The sequence below is a fragment of the Sphingomonas sp. genome, from assembly GCA_019635535.1.
Classification (GTDB): Bacteria; Pseudomonadota; Alphaproteobacteria; order Sphingomonadales; family Sphingomonadaceae; genus Allosphingosinicella.
Map to the genome: position 1 here is coordinate 642,534 of JAHBZH010000001.1, position 20,628 is coordinate 663,161.

18 protein-coding genes are annotated in these 20,628 nt (G+C 67.6%); 8 read left to right on the forward strand and 10 right to left on the reverse strand.

Going from position 1 to position 20,628, the window contains the following annotated elements; translation table 11 throughout:
• Positions 1 to 19: 19 nt before the first annotated feature.
• Positions 20 to 1,609: a bifunctional phosphoribosylaminoimidazolecarboxamide formyltransferase/IMP cyclohydrolase gene (gene purH / locus KF780_03375; GenBank protein ID MBX3560833.1), complete on the forward strand. Its 1,590-nt coding sequence runs from the start codon at positions 20 to 22 to the stop codon at positions 1,607 to 1,609.
• Between the two features lie 7 nt (positions 1,610 to 1,616).
• On the opposite strand, the gene KF780_03380 is transcribed toward purH, so the two are convergent.
• Genes KF780_03380 through polA form a run of 3 tightly spaced genes read right to left on the reverse strand, consistent with a single transcriptional unit; the run spans position 1,617 to position 6,171 of the window.
• Positions 1,617 to 3,146, reverse strand: a complete 1,530-nt coding sequence (locus KF780_03380; GenBank protein ID MBX3560834.1) for an oligosaccharide flippase family protein — start codon at positions 3,144 to 3,146, stop codon at positions 1,617 to 1,619.
• Between the two features lie 5 nt (positions 3,147 to 3,151).
• Positions 3,152 to 3,394 (reverse strand): hypothetical protein, encoded by a 243-nt coding sequence (locus tag KF780_03385; protein MBX3560835.1) that lies wholly within the window; start codon positions 3,392 to 3,394, stop codon positions 3,152 to 3,154.
• 11 nt (positions 3,395 to 3,405) lie between these two features.
• Complete coding sequence (gene polA, locus KF780_03390) at positions 3,406 to 6,171, reverse strand: DNA polymerase I (GenBank protein MBX3560836.1); 2,766 nt, start codon at positions 6,169 to 6,171, stop codon at positions 3,406 to 3,408.
• A 95-nt stretch (positions 6,172 to 6,266) separates the two neighbouring features.
• Between polA and KF780_03395 the strand changes: the two genes are divergently transcribed.
• Positions 6,267 to 7,088, forward strand: coding sequence for an alpha/beta hydrolase (locus KF780_03395; protein MBX3560837.1), 822 nt, complete (start codon positions 6,267 to 6,269; stop codon positions 7,086 to 7,088).
• 140 nt (positions 7,089 to 7,228) lie between these two features.
• On the opposite strand, the gene KF780_03400 is transcribed toward KF780_03395, so the two are convergent.
• The 3 genes from KF780_03400 to KF780_03410 form a co-directional block, all read right to left on the reverse strand.
• Positions 7,229 to 7,984 carry a DUF3800 domain-containing protein gene (locus tag KF780_03400; protein MBX3560838.1) on the reverse strand — a complete coding sequence of 252 codons (756 nt, stop codon included), beginning with the start codon at positions 7,982 to 7,984 and terminating at the stop codon, positions 7,229 to 7,231.
• A gap of 35 nt (positions 7,985 to 8,019) precedes the next feature.
• A complete protein-coding gene (nadB, locus tag KF780_03405) occupies positions 8,020 to 9,615 on the reverse strand; it encodes an L-aspartate oxidase (protein ID MBX3560839.1) in 1,596 nt (531 codons plus the stop codon).
• A 109-nt stretch (positions 9,616 to 9,724) separates the two neighbouring features.
• Complete coding sequence (locus KF780_03410; GenBank protein MBX3560840.1) at positions 9,725 to 10,654, reverse strand: ABC transporter ATP-binding protein; 930 nt, start codon at positions 10,652 to 10,654, stop codon at positions 9,725 to 9,727.
• Positions 10,655 to 10,745: 91 nt separating this feature from the next.
• Here KF780_03410 and KF780_03415 point away from each other — a divergent pair, with 91 nt between their 5' ends.
• The 4 genes from KF780_03415 to KF780_03430 are packed head-to-tail and all read left to right on the forward strand — an operon-like array spanning position 10,746 to position 13,140.
• On the forward strand, positions 10,746 to 10,955 hold the full coding sequence (locus KF780_03415) for a zinc-finger domain-containing protein (GenBank protein ID MBX3560841.1): 210 nt from the start codon (positions 10,746 to 10,748) through the stop codon (positions 10,953 to 10,955).
• A gap of 18 nt (positions 10,956 to 10,973) precedes the next feature.
• Positions 10,974 to 12,398: a metalloprotease TldD gene (tldD, locus tag KF780_03420; protein MBX3560842.1), complete on the forward strand. Its 1,425-nt coding sequence runs from the start codon at positions 10,974 to 10,976 to the stop codon at positions 12,396 to 12,398.
• The gene (locus KF780_03425) at positions 12,395 to 12,931 is read left to right on the forward strand and encodes a DUF924 domain-containing protein (GenBank protein ID MBX3560843.1); all 537 of its coding nucleotides are present in this window, start codon (positions 12,395 to 12,397) and stop codon (positions 12,929 to 12,931) included. Before tldD ends, KF780_03425 begins: the two co-directional genes overlap by 4 nt.
• Positions 12,931 to 13,140 carry a DUF2007 domain-containing protein gene (locus tag KF780_03430; protein MBX3560844.1) on the forward strand — a complete coding sequence of 70 codons (210 nt, stop codon included), beginning with the start codon at positions 12,931 to 12,933 and terminating at the stop codon, positions 13,138 to 13,140. The genes KF780_03425 and KF780_03430 overlap by 1 nt, the downstream gene beginning before the upstream one ends.
• Here the strand turns inward: KF780_03430 and KF780_03435 are convergent.
• Both KF780_03435 and recQ read right to left on the reverse strand, forming a co-directional pair.
• Positions 13,109 to 13,519, reverse strand: a complete 411-nt coding sequence (locus tag KF780_03435; protein ID MBX3560845.1) for a TIGR01244 family phosphatase — start codon at positions 13,517 to 13,519, stop codon at positions 13,109 to 13,111. The genes KF780_03430 and KF780_03435 overlap by 32 nt on opposite strands.
• Before the next feature lie 43 nt (positions 13,520 to 13,562).
• Positions 13,563 to 15,329 (reverse strand): DNA helicase RecQ, encoded by a 1,767-nt coding sequence (gene recQ / locus KF780_03440; protein MBX3560846.1) that lies wholly within the window; start codon positions 15,327 to 15,329, stop codon positions 13,563 to 13,565.
• Positions 15,330 to 15,426: 97 nt separating this feature from the next.
• Here recQ and KF780_03445 point away from each other — a divergent pair, with 97 nt between their 5' ends.
• On the forward strand, positions 15,427 to 16,047 hold the full coding sequence (locus tag KF780_03445; GenBank protein ID MBX3560847.1) for a hypothetical protein: 621 nt from the start codon (positions 15,427 to 15,429) through the stop codon (positions 16,045 to 16,047).
• A 3-nt stretch (positions 16,048 to 16,050) separates the two neighbouring features.
• Here KF780_03445 and KF780_03450 read toward each other — a convergent pair whose 3' ends face one another.
• Complete coding sequence (locus KF780_03450; protein ID MBX3560848.1) at positions 16,051 to 17,874, reverse strand: ABC transporter ATP-binding protein/permease; 1,824 nt, start codon at positions 17,872 to 17,874, stop codon at positions 16,051 to 16,053.
• Here KF780_03450 and KF780_03455 point away from each other — a divergent pair.
• On the forward strand, positions 17,873 to 18,277 hold the full coding sequence (locus KF780_03455; protein ID MBX3560849.1) for a hypothetical protein: 405 nt from the start codon (positions 17,873 to 17,875) through the stop codon (positions 18,275 to 18,277). The genes KF780_03450 and KF780_03455 overlap by 2 nt on opposite strands.
• Here the strand turns inward: KF780_03455 and KF780_03460 are convergent.
• A complete protein-coding gene (locus KF780_03460; protein MBX3560850.1) occupies positions 18,261 to 20,393 on the reverse strand; it encodes a TonB-dependent receptor plug domain-containing protein in 2,133 nt (710 codons plus the stop codon). The two genes, KF780_03455 and KF780_03460, sit on opposite strands and share 17 nt — an antisense overlap.
• Positions 20,394 to 20,628 lie beyond the last annotated feature (235 nt).

Sequence of the window (20,628 nt, forward strand, 5' to 3'; positions counted from 1 at the left end):
ACCCTTGCAGGACACCTCCATGACCGACGTGAAAGTCACGCGCGCGCTTCTGTCCGTTTCCGACAAGACCGGGCTGGTCGAGCTCGGCCAGGCCCTCGTCCGCCACAATGTCGAGCTGGTGTCCACCGGCGGCACCGCGAAGGCGCTGCGCGACGCGGGGCTGGCGGTGAAGGACGTTTCCGACCTCACCGGCTTTCCCGAGATGATGGACGGGCGGGTCAAGACGCTGCACCCGAAGGTGCATGGCGGCCTGCTCGCCGTGCGCGACGATCCCGCCCATGCCGCCGCGATGGCCGATCACGGCATCGGCGCGATCGACCTGGTCGTGGTCAATCTCTACCCCTTCGCCGCCACCGTCGCGAAGGGCGCGGAGCGGGACGAGATCATCGAGAATATCGATATCGGCGGCCCATCGATGGTGCGTTCGGCTGCCAAGAACCATGAATATGTCGGCATCGTCACCGATCCGGCCGATTATGCCGAGGTCATCGCCGCGCTGGACGCCAGCGGCGGCATGACGTCGCTGGGCCTGCGCCGCCGCCTTGCCGCCAAGGCTTATGCCGCCACCGCCGAATATGACGCGACGATCGCCTCCTGGTTCGCCTTCGCCGATCAGGGGCAGATGTTCCCGCCCCGGCTCAGCGTCCCGCTCCGTCTCGGCCAGAGCCTGCGCTACGGCGAGAATCCGCATCAGAGCGCGGCGCTCTATCTCCCTGCCTTCGCGCCGGGCGGCAGCCTCGCCGATCACCGGCAGGTGCAGGGCAAGGAATTGTCCTACAACAATCTCAACGACGTGGACGCGGCGCTGGAGCTGGTCTCCGAATTCCGCGACGCCGATCCGACCTGCGTCATCGTCAAGCACGCCAATCCGTGCGGCGTCGCCACCGCCGCCACCCTCGCCGAGGCCTACAAGGCGGCATTCGAATGCGACAGCGTGTCGGCATTCGGCGGCATCGTCGCGCTCAACCGCCCGCTCGACGGCGCGACCGCCGAGGCGATCGCCGGCATCTTCACCGAAGTCGTCGCGGCGCCCGACGCCGACGCGGACGCGCTGGAAATCTTCGCGAAGAAGAAGAATCTGCGCCTGATCCTCACCGGCCCCCTGAGTGATCCCGCGCGCGGCGGCATCATGCTGAAGACCATCGCCGGCGGCGCGCTCGTCCAGTCGCGCGACAACGGCATCGTCGCGCGCGACCAGCTCAAGGTTGTGACGAAGCGGGCGCCGAGCGAGCGGGAGCTGGCCGATTGCCTGTTCGCCTGGCAGGTCGCCAAGCATGTGAAGTCCAACGCCATCGTCTACGCCAAGGACGGCGGCACCGCCGGCATCGGCGCCGGTCAGATGAACCGGCTCGAATCCGCCCGCATCGCCGCCTGGAAGGCGAAGGACGCGGCGGAGAAGGCGGGCTGGGCCGAGCCCCGCACGATCGGCTCGGCGGTCGCCTCCGACGCCTTCTTCCCCTTCGCCGACGGCCTGCTCGCCGCGGTCGAGGCGGGGGCGACGGCGGTGATCCAGCCGGGCGGCTCGATCCGCGACGAGGAGGTCATCGCCGCCGCCGACGAAGCGGGCCTCGCGATGGTCTTCACCGGCATGCGCCATTTCCGGCACTGAGGCCGGATCAGCCGTCCTTCCCGCCCGGCACCGGAAGCGTCGCCGTCTCGTCGCCATGTCGGCGGAAGAGCACGCGGTCTTCGTGGGTGAAGCCGCGCAGCCAGATGACCAGCCCGAACGTGAACAGGATGGCGGGGATGCCGAAGGCGAGCTCCACCCATTCGTAAGCGGGCGGGACCTGCAGGAAGGCGAAGCCGACCACCACCGCCGCCGCCGCCGCCCAGATCAGCGGCCAGCGCCAGCCCTGCACCGGCGCGCCGAGCAGCCGAGCCAGCAGGCTGGATTTCAGCACCGAGGCGAGGCCGAGCGCGAGCATCAGGGCGATCGCCGCGCCGGCGGTCTGGAAGGCCTCCGACCAGCCGAGCGTCCGCATGGCGAGGATGATGCCCACCGTCAGCACCGCCTGCACGCCGAGCATGAGCAGCGAGATCAGCAGGTTGCGGTGCCGCGCGACATAGACCAGGGCCGCCTCCGACACCGCCGCCGTCGCCGCCACGACTTCCGCGGCGAGCAGGAAGGCGAGCGCCGCCGTGCCGCCGACGAACGCGCCGCCCGGGCCGACCAGGCCCATCACCGCCTCGCCCGGCAGGCCGAGCGCGAGGCCGATGCCCGCCTGCGCGGCGATGATCCAGAAGCCGACCTGGCGCACCTGCTTCGCCACCGCCTTGCGGTCGTCCTCCGCCAATTTCTGGGTGATGACCGGGGCGAGGATCGGATCGAAGCTGGTCTTGAGCTTCTGCGGCAGCGAGGCGACCTGCTGCGCGACATAATAGACGCCGACCCAGTAAGGCGCGACGAACAGGCCGAGGATCGCGATGTCGAGCCGTCGCGACCCCCATTCGATCGCGTCGGCGGCGGCGAGCGGGATGTTGCGCCGCGCCACCGCCATCAGCTCGGCCGGCCGGGGTTTCCATCCGCGCGGCAGGCCGTAGCTGCGCCCCAGCCGCCAGAAGGCGGTCGCGAGCCCGGCCGCGATCGAGACGACATAGGCGATGATCAGGCCATCGCGCGAGGAGACGAAGACCAGCAGGCCGGCGGCGATGCTGATCGTCCAGGGCTCGACGATCGCCCGGACATGGACGGTCGAGGCGACGTCGTGGCGATAGGCGAGCGCGGCGAGCGCCACGTCCGCCCCGGCGATGCCGAAGATGACGAGCGGCAGCAGCCATTCCGCGCCGCGTATGTCGCCCGACGGGAACATCGCCTGCGGAAAGGCCATCAGGATGAGGCTGGCGGCCGCCGAGGCGATGAAGGCGGCGAGCAGCCCGTCCCACACCACCCAGACATGCGGCCGGTCGGTATTCGACAATTGCTGGGCGAGCCCGCGCTTCAGGCCGATCGTGGCGAGCTGCGCGGCCAGCTCGATGACGATGATCGCATAGGCGAAGCGGCCGAGCAGCTCCGGCCCGTAATAATGGCCGGCGATGAACAGGAAGGGCAGCCGCGCGGCGAGCCGCAGCAGGAAGCCGAAGAAATTGGTCCGCCCGCCCTTCGCCAGCGCGGCGATGTCCTGATCGGGGGCCGACGTCGCGGTCACATTAGCTACCGGAGCGTCCAGACACTCTTCGATCCGACCTTGTGAAAGCCAAGAGCGCCTTTATCCCTCAAGCGCTGGGCGGCCCAGCGCATATCATACTGCCATGAATAGAAATAATCCCCAGCACTCTTCAAATCTGCTTCGTGGTCCAACCAAATCTGACGTGCAACCTCATTGATCGATGCCCGTCCACCCAACTCACCTAAAGCCTCTTTGACCCATTCTTTCAGGTTTTCGCGAAAGCCCATTTTGACCCTCCCTAATGCGCGGCGCCCCAGTTCGGGCCGGTGCCGATCTCGACGCCGAGCGGGACGTCGAGCTTCACCGCCGGCTCGGCGGCGCCGGCCATGACGCGGCGGATCACCGCGCTCGCCGCCTCGACATCGCCTTCCGGCACTTCGAAAACCAGCTCGTCATGGACCTGCATCAGCATACGGACATCGCCCAGCCCTTCGGCGGCCAGCGCCGGGCCGATGCGCGCCATCGCCCGCTTGATGATGTCGGCGGCCGTGCCTTGGATCGGCGCGTTGATCGCGGCGCGCTCGGCGCCCTGGCGCTCGTGCTGGATCTTGGAATCGAGGCGCGGGAAATGCGTCTTGCGGCCGAACAGGGTGGTGGTGAAGCCGGTTTCCTTCGCGCGGGTCAGCGTGTCGCCGATATAGGCGCGGATGCCGGGGAACCGCTCGAAATAGCGGTCGATCATCTCCTGCGCTTCCTCGGGCGTGATCTCCAGCCGCCCGGCCAGCCCCCAGCGCGAGATGCCGTAGAGGATGGCGAAGTTGATCGTCTTGGCACGGGCGCGGGTGTCGCGGTCGACCGTGCCGAACAGCTCCTGCGCGGTGCGGTTGTGAATGTCCTCGCCCGCTTCGAACGCCGCCTTCAGCGTCGGCACGTCGCACATATGGGCGGCGAGGCGCAGCTCGATCTGGCTGTAGTCCGCCGCCAGCATGACGAAGCCCGGCTCGGCGACGAAGGCATCGCGGATGCGCCGGCCGATTTCGGTGCGGATAGGGATGTTCATGAGGTTCGGATCGGTCGAGGCGAGCCGCCCGGTCTGCGCGCCGGAGAGCGAATAGCTGGTGTGGACCCGGCCGGTCGCCTTGTTGATCTGCTCCTGCAGCGCGTCGGTATAGGTGGATTTCAGCTTGGTGAGCTGCCGCCAGTCGAGCACCATCCTGGCGATCGGCACGCCCTCGCGCCCCAGCCGCTCCAGCTCGTTGACGTCGGTGGACCAGGCGCCGGACTTGCCCTTGCGCCCGCCCGACAGGCCCATCCGGTCGAACAGGATTTCGCCCAGCTGCTGCGGCGAACCGATCGTGAAGCGATCGCCCGCTTCCGCCCAGATCTGCTCCTCCAGCGCGGCGATCTGCGTGTTGAACTCGGCCGAGAGGCTGGCCAGCACCTCGCGGTCCACCCGGACGCCAAGCCGCTCCATGCCGCCGATCACCGCGACCATCGGCCGGTCCACCATCTCGTAGACCCGCGTCACCCGCTCGAACGGCAGCCGGCGGCGCAAGCGGTGCCACAGGCGCAGCGCCACATCCGCATCCTCGGCGGCATATTCGGTCGCCCGGTCCACCGGCACCTTGTCGAACGTGATCTGCTTCTGCCCCGTCCCGCACAAAGCCTTGAACGGGATGCATTCGTGATCGAGATGCTTCCTGGCCAGCTCGTCCAACCCGTGGCCGTTCAGCCCGCCGGCATCGAGATTGAAGCTCATCACCAGCGTATCGTCATAGGGCGCGATGGCGATGCCCCGCTGGCCCAGCACCACCCAGTCGAACTTGAGATTGTGGCCGATCTTGAGGATCGCGGGATCCTCCAGCAGCGGCTTCAGCTTTTCCAGCACCAAGGCGGCGTCGAGCTGATCCGGCCGCTCGGCGAACATGTCGTCGCCGCCATGCTCCAGTGGAATGTAGCAGGCCTTGTTGGGGACGGTCGCGAGGCTGATGCCGACCAGCCGGGCGGACACGCAGTCCCGCCCGTCCGTCTCGGTGTCGATCGCGACATGGCCCTGTGCCCGGATATCCGCGATCCAGGCGTCGAGCGCGGCCTCGTCGGCGACCGTCTCGTAAAGCGCCCGGTCGATCGTCGGCTCCGGCGTCTCCACCGCCACCGGCGCGGCCGCGGCCGCGGCTGGCGCCGCCGTCTGCGCCTGCACGCCGAGCCGGGCGAGCAGCGACTTGAAGCCATGCTCCTCGAGGAACGCCTGCAACGGCTCCTTCGGAATCCCCTTCATCGCCAGCTCTTCCAGCGGCTCGGGCAAGGGCGCGTCGCTGACCAGCTCGACCAATTGCCGCGACAGCCGCGCCATGTCGGCATGGGCGATCAGATTGTCGCGCATCTTCGAAGGCTTCATCTCCGGCGCCGCCGCCAGCACCGCCTCCACCGTGCCGAACTCCTGAATCAGCTTGGACGCGGTCTTGGGGCCGATGCCCGGCACGCCCGGCACATTGTCGACGCTGTCGCCCATCAGCGCCAGCACCTCGCCCACCTTTTCCGGCCCGACGCCGAACTTCTCGATCACCTGCTCGCGGCCGATCCGCCGGTCGTTCATCGTGTCGAGCATGTCGATCCGCCCGTCCTCGACGAGCTGCATCAGATCCTTGTCGGACGAGACGATCGTCACCTGCCAGCCGGCGGCGGCCGCCGCCTTGGCGTAGCCCGCGATGATGTCGTCCGCCTCCAGCCCCATCTCCTCGATGCAGGGGATGGAGAAAGCGCGGGTCGCGTCGCGGATCAGCGGGAATTGCGGCACCAGCTCGGGCGGCGCGGGCGGGCGGTTCGCCTTGTACTGGTCGTAAAGCGCGTTGCGGTGGGTGCTTTCCGAGGCGTCGAGGATCACGGCCAGATGGGTCGGCCCGTCCGCCTTGTCGAGGCTGTCGGCCAGCTTCCACAGCATCGTCGTATAGCCATAGACCGCGCCGACATTCAGCCCGTGCCGGTTGGTCAGCGGCGGCAGCCGGTGAAAGGCGCGGAAGATGTAGGACGAACCGTCGACGAGATAGAGGTGCGGGGAGGGCATCGGGCCTGTCTAGCCTGTGCGATTAAAGGCGTGAAGGGTAAGGCTGCGTTCAAGGAAACGAGGTTAGGCCAAGCCGGGTGAAACGCCGCGATTTCATGTTGATGGGCCTTGCGCTGGGGCTGGCGGGCCTGCCCGGCCCCGCCGCCGCGCAGCCCTTCCGGCCGACCCGCTTCTCGGTGGAGCTGCTGGGGCGCGGGCCGGACGTGTTGCTGATTCCCGGCCTCACCTCGGGCCGCGAGGTGTGGCGCGAGACGGCCGCGGCGATGCCCGGCTATCGCTATCATCTTCTCCAGGTCGCGGGCTTCGCCGGCGAGCCGCCGGGCGGCAACCGGGCCGGGCCGGTGATCGATCCGCTCGCCCAGGAGATCGCCCGCTATATCGAGGCGAACAATCTCAGGCGTCCCGCCATTGTCGGCCATTCGATGGGCGGCACGCTGGCGATGATGATCGCCGCGCGCCGGCCGGAGCTGGCCGGGCGGATCATGGTGGTGGACATGCTGCCGCAGCCCGCCGGCCTGTTCGGCGGCAGCGCATCGGGCTGGGGGCCGCTCGCGCGCGATCTCGGCACGATGCTCGATTCGCCCGGCGGGCGGCAGCTTTTCGCCAACATCATGGGCGCGTTCAGCCCGCCGGACATGGCCAACCGCCGCAGCGATCCCGACGTGGTCGGCCGCGCAGCGCGCGACCTCGCCGGGATGGACCTGGCGGGCGATCTCCCCCGCATCCGTGCCCCGCTGACCGTCGTCTATGCCTCGCCCGATCCGCGCGCGCGGGCTGCGATCGACCGCAGCTTCACCCAGGCCTACGCCCCCGCCCGCGGCGCGCGGCTCGTCCGCATCGACGACAGCGGCCACATGGTGATGCAGGACCAGCCGGCGGCGTTCCGCCGGGCGTTAGCGAATTTCTTGCGAAGCTAACAAAATATCGAGTCAAATCATTGATTTGACTCTTCAAATCCATCAACCAGAAACCTTGACTTTTCTCATCAGATTCAATATCTTATTAACTGCTGGGAGAGCGTCACATAGCTCGACGGGACTAAGGTCCCACCCAGCGTCTATCGCCAGCCTTGCTTTGGGCTCTTTACGAGTCCGTACCCTTCGATAGTGCCGGCGGGTCCCGTTCGAAAAGACGGGGCGAGCACATCGAACCATGTACTGTCATCTCGTTCGAACTTTCGCCAAACCGCCCCGGCGGCCAGATCGGCAAGTTGAATGCCGACGCTCATATGCGATGGCGCTAGGAACAAGCCTTCAACCAAGTGCTTGTAATCGGATATAAAATCACCGGTCGAATACAACAGCTTCTGGTGTACTTGTCGCAACAGTCGGTCATCATTGCTGCCTCGATGATCTGCCAGCACGATCCCGAGTTGCTTGCGACCGATTTCCCGGCTTAGGTCCTGTAGGTAGTATTGGAAGCGTTCCGTAATGCCCTTGTATCCCAGATGATAGATGTCCTGCTGCTCGTTCACAGAGTGCATTTCGTAGGCGGCGGCAGTTGAAACGACACAAGCTATTGTTTTGATTGATTTTATGCCGGTGATCAGTCGATAGAGTTCGCTTCGAATTTCGTCCCGGATAGGCTGTGTGAGAGTCCTCATGGGATTCCGACTGTCCTCATTCGCAGGGGCAAAGTATCTCCATTTCATTTCCCCTCTGATCTTACGCCGGATTTTCAGACCCATGAGTCCATCACGCAAGGAATGCCATACTCCCTCCGGCACAATGATTCCCGCCACTACAAAGTATCGAGGGTACTCAACGCCAGGTTTTGGTGGCGTCCCCGATTCATCCATGAAGAGAAGGTGCATTCACCGATACTAACTCATCGTCGGGTGATTGGCGACTAAGGCGCCAGCACCGTGTCCGCCGCCCTGGCCAGCGTCTTCGGATAGTCCAGCGTGTAGTGCAGTCCCCGGCTCTCCTTCCGCCGCAGGGCGGAGCGGACGATCAGGTCGGCGGTCTGGAGCAGGTTCCTGAGTTCCACCAGGTCCGGCGTCACCCGGAAATGGCCGTAATAATCCTCCACCTCGTCGGTCAGCAGCTTGATCCGGTGCGCCGCGCGTTCCAGCCGCTTGGTGGTGCGCACGATGCCGACATAGTTCCACATGAAGCGGCGGATCTCGGTCCAGTTCTGCTTGATGACGACTTCCTCGTCGGAATCGGCCACCCGGCTCTCGTCCCAGGGGCGGATCGGCGGCGGGGGCGGCAGGTCGTCCCAGTTCGCGGCGATGTGCCGCGCCGCCGCCTCGCCGAACACGAAGCATTCGAGCAGCGAGTTGGACGCGAGGCGGTTCGCGCCGTGCAGCCCGGATTCGCTGACCTCGCCGGCGGCGTAGAGGCCGGGCAGGTCGGTCCGCCCGTCCAGATCGATCACCACCCCGCCGCACGTATAATGCTGGGCGGGCACGACGGGGATCGGATCGGCGGTGATGTCGATGCCCAGCTCGAGCAGGCGGGCATAGATGTTCGGGAAATGCCCCTTCACGAAGTCCGCCGGCTGGTGGCTGATGTCGAGATGGACGTAATCGAGGCCGAGCCGCTTGATCTCGTGGTCGATCGCGCGCGCCACCACGTCGCGCGGCGCCAGCTCGGCCCGTTCGTCGAAATCGGGCATGAAGCGGTGGCCGGTGTCGGGAAGCTTGAGCTGTCCGCCCTCACCGCGCACCGCTTCGGTGATCAGGAAGTTCTTGACCTCCAGATTGTAGAGGCAGGTCGGGTGGAATTGCATGAATTCCATGTTCGCCACCCGGCATCCGGCGCGCCAGGCCATCGCGATGCCGTCGCCGGTCGCGCCGCGCGGGGCGGTGGAGAAGAGATAAACGCGCCCCGCCCCGCCGGTCGCCAATATGGTCGCGCGGGCGGTGAAGGTCTCGACCTTCCCTTTGCCGCGATTGAGTGCATAGACGCCCCAGACATGGCCGTCGCCCGAATAGCGCTCGCCATGCCGGCTGGTGACCAGATCGATCGCGACCATGCCGGGGATGAGGGTGATATTGGGATGGGCGGCGGCCGCGCGTTCCAGCGCCTCCTGCACCGCCCAGCCGGTGGCGTCGTCGACATGGACGATGCGGCGGTGGCTGTGCCCGCCCTCGCGGGTCAGGTGCCAGCCGCTCTTGTCCTCGGCGACGTTGAACGGCACGCCCAGCTCCGCCAGCCGCGCGATCGCCGCCGGGGCGTTCTCGACGACGAACTCGACGGTGGCGCGCTTGTTGAGGCCGGCGCCGGCGACCATCGTGTCCTCGATATGGCTGTCGAACGTGTCGCCCGGCTCCAGCACCGCGGCGATGCCGCCCTGCGCCCAGGCGGTCGATCCCTCGTTCAGCGCCCCCTTGGCGATCACCGCCACCTTGAACCGCGGCGCCAGGTTCAGCGCCGCCGTCAGCCCCGCCGCGCCGGAGCCGATGACGAGGATGTCATGGCTGTGCTCGTGATTAGCCAATCACTACCCCCAGAAGCCGTTCGGGCTGAGCTTGTCGAAGCCCTGCCCTTTCTCTTGCCGGAAGAAGGAAGGCCCTTCGACAGGCTCAGGGCGAACGGAGGGAGGGGTGCTAGCCATCGGTGCCGGTCGCCCGGGTGAGGTTCAGGAACACGTCCTCCAGATCGGCCTCGCGGGTCGAGACGTCGACGATGCCGAGCCCTTCGCGCTGGAGCGCGGCGAGCACGTCGCCGGCATTCACCTTGTCCTTGCGATAGGTGATCGCCAGCACCCGCTCGCCTTTCAGCTCCACCTTCTCGAACGGCGCGGCGTCGGGGGGCTGGGCGATGTCGCGGTCGGTGACGACCTCGACCACCTTTTCCTGCGCCATGCCGACCAGGTCGCGCGTCGCCTCGTTCGCGATCACCTTGCCGTGGTTGATGATCGCGATCCGGTCGCACAATTGCTCGGCTTCCTCCAGATAATGGGTGGTGAGCACGATCGTCACGCCCTGCGCGTGGAGCGAGCGGACATAGTCCCAGAGCTGCTGGCGCAATTCCACATCGACGCCCGCGGTCGGCTCGTCGAGCACCAGGATGGGGGGCGAATGAACCATCGCCTTGGCGACCAGCAATCGGCGCTTCATCCCGCCGGACAGGGTGCGCGCATAGGCGTTCGCCTTGTCCTCCAGCCGCACCGCGCGCAGCAGCTCCATCGATCGCCGCTCGGGCTTGGGAATGCCGTAGAGGCCGGCGAACAATTCCAGCGTCTCGAACGGGGTGAAGAAGGGGTCGAACAGGATCTCCTGCGGCACCACGCCGATCGCCCGCTTGGCGTTGCGCGGATGCGCGTCGATGTCGAAGCCCCAGATGGAGGCGGTGCCGCCGGTCTTCATCACCATCCCGGCCAGGATATTGATCGTCGTCGATTTGCCGGCGCCGTTGGGCCCCAGCAGCCCGAAAATCTGCCCGCGCGGCACGTCCAGCGAAATGCCGTCGAGCGCGCGCTTGCCGCCCTGATAGGTCTTCTCCAGATCGCGGATCGAGATCGCGGCGTCGTCCATGGCGAACCGCATAGCCGCCTTCAGGTCCCACGAAAAGCTGGGCGCGCACGGCGGATTGTCGCGCGCGCGGGCGCTTGCTAAGGCGCGCCTCATGGCTGCCACCGATCCCTTCGTGCCCGAAACCGCTTATGTGACCGGCGCCCGCGTCGCCTGCGACGGCGCGACGGAAATCTCGCCCGCGCTCGGCCATCCGCGCGTCTTCCTGCAGATCGACGAGAAGGGCTATGTCGATTGCGGCTATTGCGACAAGCGCTTCATCCTGAAAGGCGGCCCGGCGGACGAGGGTGCACAGGCGGCCTGATCGCCCTATATGAGAGGGATGACACCCGATCCCCGCCGTTTCCTCTATCGCCCCGACGGCCTCGATCCCGATGCCGCGCTGCGCCTCACCGCCGATGCCCTGCAGGGCTGCGACGATGGCGAGCTCTATCTGCAATATACCGCCTCGGAGAGCTTCAGCTTCGACGACGGCCGGCTGAAGACCGCCGATTTCAACACCCAGGCGGGTTTCGGCCTGCGCGGCGTGTCCGGCGAGACGACCGCCTTCGCCCAGGCCAACGACATCAGCGAGGCGGGTATCCGCCGCGCCGCCGAGACGATGGCGGTCCTCGATCCGGCCAAAGGCGCGCGCGCTGCGCCGCCCCGGCGCACCAACGCCAATCTTTACACCGATGCCGATCCGCTGAGCCTGATCCCCTTCGCCAGAAAGGTCGCGCTCTGCCAGCGGATCGACGCCGCCGCCCGCGCCCGCGATCCGCGCGTCGCGCAGGTCTCGGTGAGCCTGGCCGGCACCTGGAGCGTGATCGAGATCGTCCGGCCGGACGGCTTCGTCGCCCATGACGTACGCCCGCTGGTGCGGCTCAACGTCCAGATCATGGTCGAGCAGAACGGCCGGCGCGAGACCGGCTATCACGGCCTTGGCGGCCGCTATCTCTACGACGAGTTGTTCGAGCCGGCGACCTGGAACCGGGCGATCGACGTCGCGCTGGCGCAGGCGCTGGTCAATCTCGATTCCGTCGCCGCGCCGGCGGGAGAGATGATTGTCGTGCTCGGCCCCGGCTGGCCCGGCGTGCTGCTGCACGAGGCGGTCGGCCACGGGCTGGAGGGCGATTTCAACCGCAAGGGCACGTCCGCCTTCTCCGGCCGGATCGGCAGCCAAGTCGCCGCGCGCGGCGTCACCGTGATCGACGACGGCGCGATGGGCGGCCGGCGCGGCTCGCTCACCATCGACGACGAGGGCACGCCGACCCAGCGCAACGTGCTGATCGAGGACGGCATATTGAAGGGCTATATCCAGGACCGGATGAACGCCCGGCTGATGGGCGTCGCGCCGACCGGCAACGGGCGCCGGGAAAGCTTCGCCCATGCCCCGATGCCGCGCATGACCAACACCTTCATGCTCGGCGGCAAAGACGATCCGCGCGAGATCCTCGCCCGCGCGAAGAACGGCATTTACGCCAAAAGCTTCGGTGGCGGGCAGGTGGATATCACCAGCGGCAAGTTCGTCTTTTCCTGCACCGAGGCCTACCGGATCGAGGACGGCAAATTGGGCGCCCCGATCAAGGGCGCGACCCTGATCGGCGATGGCCCGACCGTGCTCACGCAGGTGAAGGCGATCGGCGACGACATGGCGCTGGACGAGGGCATCGGCATTTGCGGCAAGGGCGGCCAGTCCGTCCCCGCCGGCGTCGGCCAGCCGACCCTGCTGATCGAGGGGCTGACGGTGGGCGGCACCGCCGCATGACCTTGCCCTGGACGCGCGATCTGCTCGATTTCTGGTTCGCGCGTCCGGACGACTGGTGGTGTGGAGATGAAGTCTTCGACGACGAGATCCGCACCCGCTTCCTCGATCTGTGGCAGGCCGAGCGCGCGCGTCAGGTGATCGACTTCCTCTACGAGGAAGAGGACTCGCTCGCCGCCGTGATCCTGTTCGATCAGTTTCCGCGCAACATGTTCCGGGGCCATGCCGACCAGTTCGCGACCGACCATCTCGCGCTCGCCGTGGCGAAGAACGCGGTCGAGCTGGATTACGATCACGACATGACGAAGGACCAGCGCGCCTTCCTCTACATGCCCTTCCAGCACAGCGAGGATCCGAAGGACCAGCTCCAGTCGCTGCTGCTCTTCACCGCCTTGGGCGACGACGAGCTGCTCGAATATGCCCGCAAGCATCATGACGTCATCGAGCGGTTCGGCCGCTTCCCGCACCGCAATGCTGTGCTCGGGCGCAAGCCGACCGCGATGGAGCGCGCGGCGGGCGACGTGGTGCCCTGGTAATGGCGCTGGTCGAGATCGGCCGCTACGTCGCCGGCTTCGAGGCGGACATCGACCGGCTGCGGCTGGAGGATGCCGGCATCTACGCCTTCGTCTTCGATTCCGGCATGGGCGCTTTGGTCGCCGGCGTCCGGCTGATGGTCGACGACGAGGATGAGGACGCGGCGCGCGCCTTACTGCTCAGCCAAGCAGATAGGGGCGCAGCGGGCTGAGATCGTAGCCGGCGGCGGCCGCCTGCTCCATGATCGCCGCCCCGTCCCCACCGCGCCGCTTCTCGGCCAGCGCCCACAGGAAAGTGGAGCGCGTCCCCGATTTGCAGAAAGCGAGCACTTTTCCCTCGGCCGCCTCCAGGGCTTCGGCCATCGTCTCCACCTGCTCCGGCGCGAAGCCTCCAGCCACCGGAATATGGCGATAGGCAAGCCCCGCCGCCTCCGCCGCCGCCGCGATCTCGCCGCCCGCCGGCTGGCCCGGCTCCTCGCCGTCCGGCCGGTTGTTGACGATCATCGTGACGCCCAAAGCGGCCGCTTGGGCGACGTCCTCCGATCCGATCTGGCCGGAGACGAAAGTGGAATCATCGAGAACTCTAAACATCCGGTCCCCTCTACGTCATTCCGGCGAAGGCCGGAATGACGATTTATCCCTCGGAACCCCGGATCACCTCGACGAACGCCGCGCCATATTTCTCCAGCTTGGCCGCTCCCACGCCGGAGACCTCCGCCAGCGCGCCGAGCGTCGCGGGCTTCAGCTCCGCCATCTCGCGCAGCGTGCTGTCGTGGAAGATCACATAAGGCGGTACGCCGGCCTCCTGCGCCAACTCTCGCCGCCGTGCGCGCAGGGCCTCGAACAGCGGATCGTGCGGATAGTCCCGCGCCGCCCGCTTGCCCCGCGCGCGCGTCCGCTTCGGCGGCACGACGACCTCCAGCTTCTCTTCGCCCTTCAGGATCGCCCTGGCGCCGGGGCCGAAGGAGAGGCCGCCGAACTCGTCGGCCCTCAGCGCGTCATGCGCCAGCAGCGCCCGCGCCACCGGCTTCACCAGCGCCAGCTCGTCCGCTTCGGCGATGCCGAACACGCTGAGCCGCTGGTGGCCGAAGTTCAGCACCTTGTCGGTCTCCTTGCCCGCCAGCACGTCGGCGAGGTGCCCGAGCCCGAAGCGCATCTCGGTCCGGAACGCGGCGGAAAGCAGCTTCTGCGCCGTGGTCGTCGCGTCCACCGCCTTGGGCGGCTCCAGGCAATTGTCGCAATTGCCGCAGGCCGTCGGCGGGTCCTCGCCGAAATGGCGGAGCAGGATGGCGCGGCGGCATCCCGCCGTCTCGACGAGCGCCGCGAGCGCGTTCAGCCGCTCGCGCTCACCCGCGCGGCGGCTGTCCTCCACCTCGGTCTCGATCCGCCGCCGGGCGCGGGCAAAGTCCTCCGCGCCCCAGAACAGCCAGGCCTCGGCCGGCTCGCCGTCGCGCCCCGCGCGCCCCGTCTCCTGATAATAAGCCTCGATCGATTTCGGCAGGCCGGCATGGGCGACGAAGCGCACGTCCGGCTTGTCGATGCCCATGCCGAAGGCGATGGTCGCCGCCATCACCATCTCCTCGCTGGCCACGAACGCCGCCTGGTTGCGCGCGCGCGCCGGCGCCTCCAGCCCGGCATGATAGGGCAAAGCCGGGCGCCCGCTTGCACCGAGCTGCTCGGCGATCCGCTCCGTCTTGTCGCGGCTCGGCGCATAGACGATGCCCGCGCCCGGCTGGGCGGCGAGCACCGCCTTCAACTGCGCCGGCAGCCCGTCGCGCGGGAGGACATGGTAGCGGATGTTTGGCCGGTCGAAGCCGGCGACGATCAGCCCGTCTTCGGGAATGCCGAGCTGGACGAGGATGTCGGCGCGGGTGCGCTTGTCCGCCGTCGCGGTCAGCGCGAGGCGCGGCACGTCCGGAAAGGCGTCGAGCAGCGGCAGCAGCAGGCGATAATCGGGGCGGAAATCGTGCCCCCATTCCGAAACGCAATGCGCCTCGTCGATCGCGATCAGCGCCAGCTTCGCGCGCGCCAGCAGTTCGCGAAAGCCCGGCCCCGTCGCCCGCTCCGGCGCGGCATAGAGCAGGTCCAGCTCCCCCGCCTTGAACCGCGCCACCGTCTCGGCCCGGTTGGTGTCCACCGAGGTCAGTGCCGCCGCCCTGATGCCGAAGCCCTCGGCGGCGCGGATCTGGTCGTGCATCAGCGCGATCAGCGGCGAGATGACGAGCGCCGTCCCCGCCCGCGCCAGCGCCGGCACCTGGTAGCAGAGCGATTTGCCCGCGCCCGTCGGCATCACGGCCAGCGTATGCCGCCCGGCCATGACCCGGCCGATCACCTGTTCCTGAACGCCCCGGAAGGACGGGAAGCCGAACGTATCGTGGAGGATGGAAGCGGGATCGCGCACCCGCGCGGTCCTAGCCGCAGCGCGCGCCGGAAGTCGAGGGCGTGCGGAACCTTCCGTCCCAGCCTGCGCTCAACCCGGATCGAAATCGGAGACCGTCATGCGCCATACCGGCTATCTTCTGCTGCCTCTATTGCTTGCCACCGCCTCGTGCGGGCGCGAATCCACCGGCCCCGTCGACATCGCCAATGACGTCATGGCGCCCCAGGCCGAACAGAGTGCGCAGGCCGAGCCCGCCGAAGCGATGCTGACCGCCGAGGGCTGGGGACCGCTGCGGATCGGCATGACCCGCACGGAGGTCGAGGCGGCGGCAGGGCCCGATGCCGATCCCGACGCGGTGGGCGGCCCCGAGCCCGATCGCTGCGATCAGTTCCGCCCGGCCCGCGCGCCCGAAGGGCTGCTGGCGATGGTCGAGGACGGTCGCCTGACCCGCATCTCGCTGATCCGCGACAGCCGCCTGCGCACCGGCGACGGTTTCGGCCTCGGCACCCCGGCCGCCGAGATCATGGCCCGGCTCGGCGATGCGGCGCGCGTCAGCCCGCACAAATATGCGGAGGCGCCGGCCGAATATATCGATCATTGGGCGCCGGGCGTCGTCGTGACGCCCAATGTGGAGAATCCCGCGGCGCGCGGCATCCGCTACGAGATCGGCGGCGACGGCAGGGTCCAGGCCATCCATGCCGGCGGCCCCGCAATCCAGTATGTCGAGGGCTGCGCCTGAGGGCTATTCCGCCGCTTCGGCCTTCTCCTCCGCCTCGCGTTCGCTTTGCTGGCGCGTCCACATCTCGGCATAGAGGCCGCCGGCGCGCAGCAATTCGGCATGGGTGCCGCGTTCGGCGACGCGGCCTTCGTCGAGCACGACGATCTGGTCGGCATCGACCACGGTGGAGAGACGGTGGGCGATGACGATCGCGGTGCGCCGTTCGGCGACGTTGCTCAAAGTTTCCTGGATCGCGTCCTCGGTGCGGCTGTCCAGCGCGCTGGTCGCCTCGTCGAGGATCAGGATCGGCGGGTCCTTGAGCAAGGTCCGCGCGATGGCGACGCGCTGTTTCTCGCCGCCGGAAAGCTTCAGGCCCCGCTCGCCGACCTTGGCCTCATAGCCTTCGGGCAGCGACAGGATGAAATCGTGGATCGCCGCGCCCCGCGCCGCCGCCTCGATCTCCGCCTGCGCGGCGCCTTCCCGGCCATAGCCGATATTGTAGCCGATCGTGTCGTTGAACAGCACGGTGTCCTGCGGCACGATGCCGATCGCGGCGCGCAGCGCGGATTGTTTCACACCTGAAATATCCTGTCCGTCGATCGAAATCCGGCCCGCCTGCGGATCGTAGAAACGGAACAGCAGCCGCGACAGCGTCGATTTGCCCGCGCCGGACGGGCCGACCACCGCGACGGTCGTTCCGGGCGGCACGTCGAGGTCCACGCCTTTCAGGATTTCGCGTCCCGGCTCGTAGCTGAAATGGACATTCTCGAAGCGGACATGGCCGGCGCTGACGTGGAGGTCCGGCGCATCGGCCACGTCGCGTATCTCGGCGTTGGTGTCGATCACGCCGAACATCTGCTCCATGTCGATCAGGCCCTGGCGGATGTTGCGATAGACGAAGCCGAGCATGTCGAGCGGGCGGAAGAGCTGGGCCAGCATCGTGTTGACGAACACCACGTCGCCAGTGGTGAAGAGCCCGCGCGACCAGCCCCAGACGCTGTAGCCCATCGCGCCCAGCATCATGATATTGGTGATCAGCGACTGGCCGATATTGAGCCAGGCGAGGCTGGTCTCGTTCTTGACGGCGCTGTTCGCATAGGCGCGCACCGCCGTGCCGTAGCGCTCCGCCTCGCGCGCCTCGGCGTTGAAATATTTGACCGTTTCGTAATTGAGCAGCGAATCCACCGCGCGTGCGATCGCCTGATTGTCGATCTCGTTCATCTCGCGCCTGAGCTTGGTGCGCCACTCGGTGACGATGCGGGTGAACAGGATATAGGCGGCGACCATGACGAGCGTCGCGGCGACCAGGCCGGGGCCGAACTTGAACCAGAAGATGACGCACACCGCCGCCAGCTCGATGATCGTCGGCGCGATGTTGAAGAGCAGGAAGTAGAGCATCGAATCGATGCTCTTGGTGCCGCGCTCGACGATCTTGGTGAGCGCGCCGGTGCGCCGCTCGAGGTGGTAGCGCAGCGACAGCGCATGAACGTGGCGAAACACGTTCTCGGACAATCGCCGCGCCGCGTCCTGCCCGACCCGCTCGAAGATCGCGTTCCTGAGATTGTCGAACAGCACGCTGCCGAAGCGCGCGGCGGAGTAAGCGAAGACGAGCGCGAGGGCGAGGCCGACCGCTGGCTCGAAGCCCGGCGCCATCCGGTCGACCACCGCCTTGTAGGCATAGGGCATGGCGATCAATGTCGCCTTGGCGGCCAGCACCAGCAGCATGGCGATGACGACGCGGGTCTTGAGCGCGGTCTCGCCGGCGGGCCAGAGATAGGGCAGGAAGCGCCGGAACGTCGCCCAGCCCGGATTGTCCTTCACCGCTGCGCTCGTCCCGTTCTCCGCCATGGCGTCCCAGATAGGGCCGGTCGTGCCGGAACCCAAGCGCCGCCGGCATAACGAAGGGAACCCCCGCCGCTCCGCCGCATTGTCGGCTGAGGAAGGAGCCGGCATGGGACCGGTGCTGTTCGTGATGGCGATCCTGGGCTGCGGCGAGAGCGATGCGCGGTGCCGCGAGTTGCGCGTCGGCGAAACGCGCTACCACTCGGAACAGGCCTGCCTGGCTGCGGCCGAAGCGGCGCTGCTCGCCAATAGCGACCTGCCCTATCCCAATATCGTCGCCGATTGCCGCCGGGAAGGCGCGCAGGGCCGGCCGCTACGCGGTAGCGATCTGCTCCGGCCGGAGCCGGGCCGCCTGCCGGACCGCGCCTCCCGTTATGCCGGAGGCACTCCGCTCAGATCGTCCCGCTGATCGAAAGCGTGAAGATCGGGCCATAGGGACGGTCACGATATTCGGTGAAGGCGATGTTGCTGTTCGTCGCGTTGCGGCGCCCGTCGAAGAAGGATCGGCGGAAGCTCTCGTTGGTGTCGAGCAGGTTGTCCACGCTGGCGCGCACCGTCAGCCCCATCACGTCCTTGTGCTCGACGAACAGGCCGAGGCTGCCCGGCGTGTCGAGATACTGGAAGCTCTGATCCAGCCGGAAGCCCTCCGACTGGCGGAACTGGAAGGCGCTGGCGCCCCAGGCCCAGTCGGTGCCGGGGACGTCGTGGCGGAAATTGACCTCCAGCCGGCGCGTCAGATTCTCGTTGATCGGCCGGCGCCGTCCGGTGAGCGGGTCTTCGAGCGAGGTGCGCTGGAACTGGAGGTTCATGTCCAGCCGCGCGCCGCGCCAGCCCAGCGGATCGAAATTGAACGTGCTGGTCCATTGCAGGCCGTAGACCCGCGCCAGCCCGTCGAGATTGCCCGGCGCCTGGCCGGTCGGGCCGATCGGCACGACATCGACCACGTCGCTGATCAGCCGGCCGTAGACCCGCGCCGTCGCCGTGCCCCATGGGCCGAGGTTGCGGGTCACCTGCACCTGCGCGTTCCAGCTCTGCGGCGGCACCAGATTGGCGTTGCCGGCATTGGTCGTGCCGCCGCTGACATTGGTCGAGGCGACGAAATCGAAGAAGTTGAGCTGGCCCACCTGCCGCTCGAGCCGCGCGCTCACGTCGAGATTTTCAACCGGGCGCCAGGCGAGGTTGAGGAAGCCTTTCGGCCGGACGAAGCTGCGGGTCAGCCCGTTCGCGCCGGACTGGGAGATTTCGGAATATTCGCCGCCGATCGAGGCCTGGAGGGTCAGGCTGGGCGCGAGCGGCCGGCCGTAGGTCAGGATCGCCTCGGCCCGCTGCTCCTCCACCGTGCCTTCGGCATTGGGGAAAGGCACGGGCACGAAATCCCCGGCCGGATTGAGCACCTGCAGGCCGTTCTCGATGTCGAGCCGGTTGAGCGCGCCTTCCGCCGAGACCTGCCAGTCGCCGCCGCCGCCGCGCCAGCGATATTCGGCGCGCAGGATCGTCTCCGCCTCGTCCGCCACCTGGGTGAAACGCTGCCCCAAAGTCGGGCTGGCGTCGGCATAGGTTTCGAACAGGGTCTGGGTGAACGGGCTGTGCTCGAAGCGGTGCGATCCGATCAGCTTCAGTCGGCCGCCGCCGAGTCCGAATTCGTAATCGCCGCCGAAATCGTAATTATATTCACGCTCGATCTCGCGGACGGTCCGCACCCGGTCGGGCTGGCCCGTCCCGGACCGCGTTCCGTCCTCGCCGACGGTGGAATGGTAGAGGGCGACGCCGCCGTTGAGGTTGAGCACCGATCCGTCGCCGAAGGCGCGGCGGATCGAGCCGGCGAGGCGCGGCGCTTCCTGGTTGACGAACAGCACCTCGTCACGCCGGTCGATGATCGTGCCGTCGGGCGTGAAGACGATCTCCGGCCCGGCATTGCCGTTGCGTCGGCTGTCGTTGCGCAGGCTCAGCGTATATTGGGTGCCGCCGAGCGCGCCGTTGACCGAGACCTCGCCGTCGAGCAGCCGGGCGGGCGTGCGCCGCGCGCGGATTTGCGGGCGCCAGGCGAAATTGCCCGACAATTGGCGCGACGAGGTGACGACGTTCGCCACCTGGCCGGTCAGGCCGGAGACGTTCAGCGTCGCGCCGTCGACGATCTCGATCCGCACGACATTCTGGGCGCTGATCTGGCGCAGCTCGGTGAAGATGTCGGTGGACCGGCCGAGAAAGCGCTCGCCGTTGATCAGCACGTTGCCGGTCGCCTGGCCGAGCCCGCGGCGGCTGGTGTCGCCGGCGTCGATCGCGAAGCCCGGCACCCGGTTCAGCATGTCGAGCGCGCTGCGCGGCGCGTAGCGGGCGAAATCGGCGGGCGTGTAGGTGCGCGGCCCTTCCGGCGCGGCTGCCGGGGTTTCGCTTTCGGCGGCGGGCGGGGCATTGCTCGCCGGCGTTTCGGCGTCCTGCGCGAAGGCCGGCGCGGCCGAGGCCATCAGGGCAACGGCCAGCGCCCGGCGTGCGCCCGTCATCGTGTCGTATCGCCTCGCAATCATAATCCCTCCCCGATTGCCGGCCGGCAGCCCGCTACATTTGTGGCACACGAGTGGGGCGATGAACCTGAACGCCAGCCTAACGGCTTCACCCCCGAAACGATCGGCTCGACGAACCGGTGTTTTGGCCCGATAAAACACATGCCCGCTGCCTGCCTTTTATTGCGACTCGTTCTCAATTCCAATCCCGGCGGAACCGCGACTGACAGCCGCCGGTTTGTGGCACATCATTGCGAGG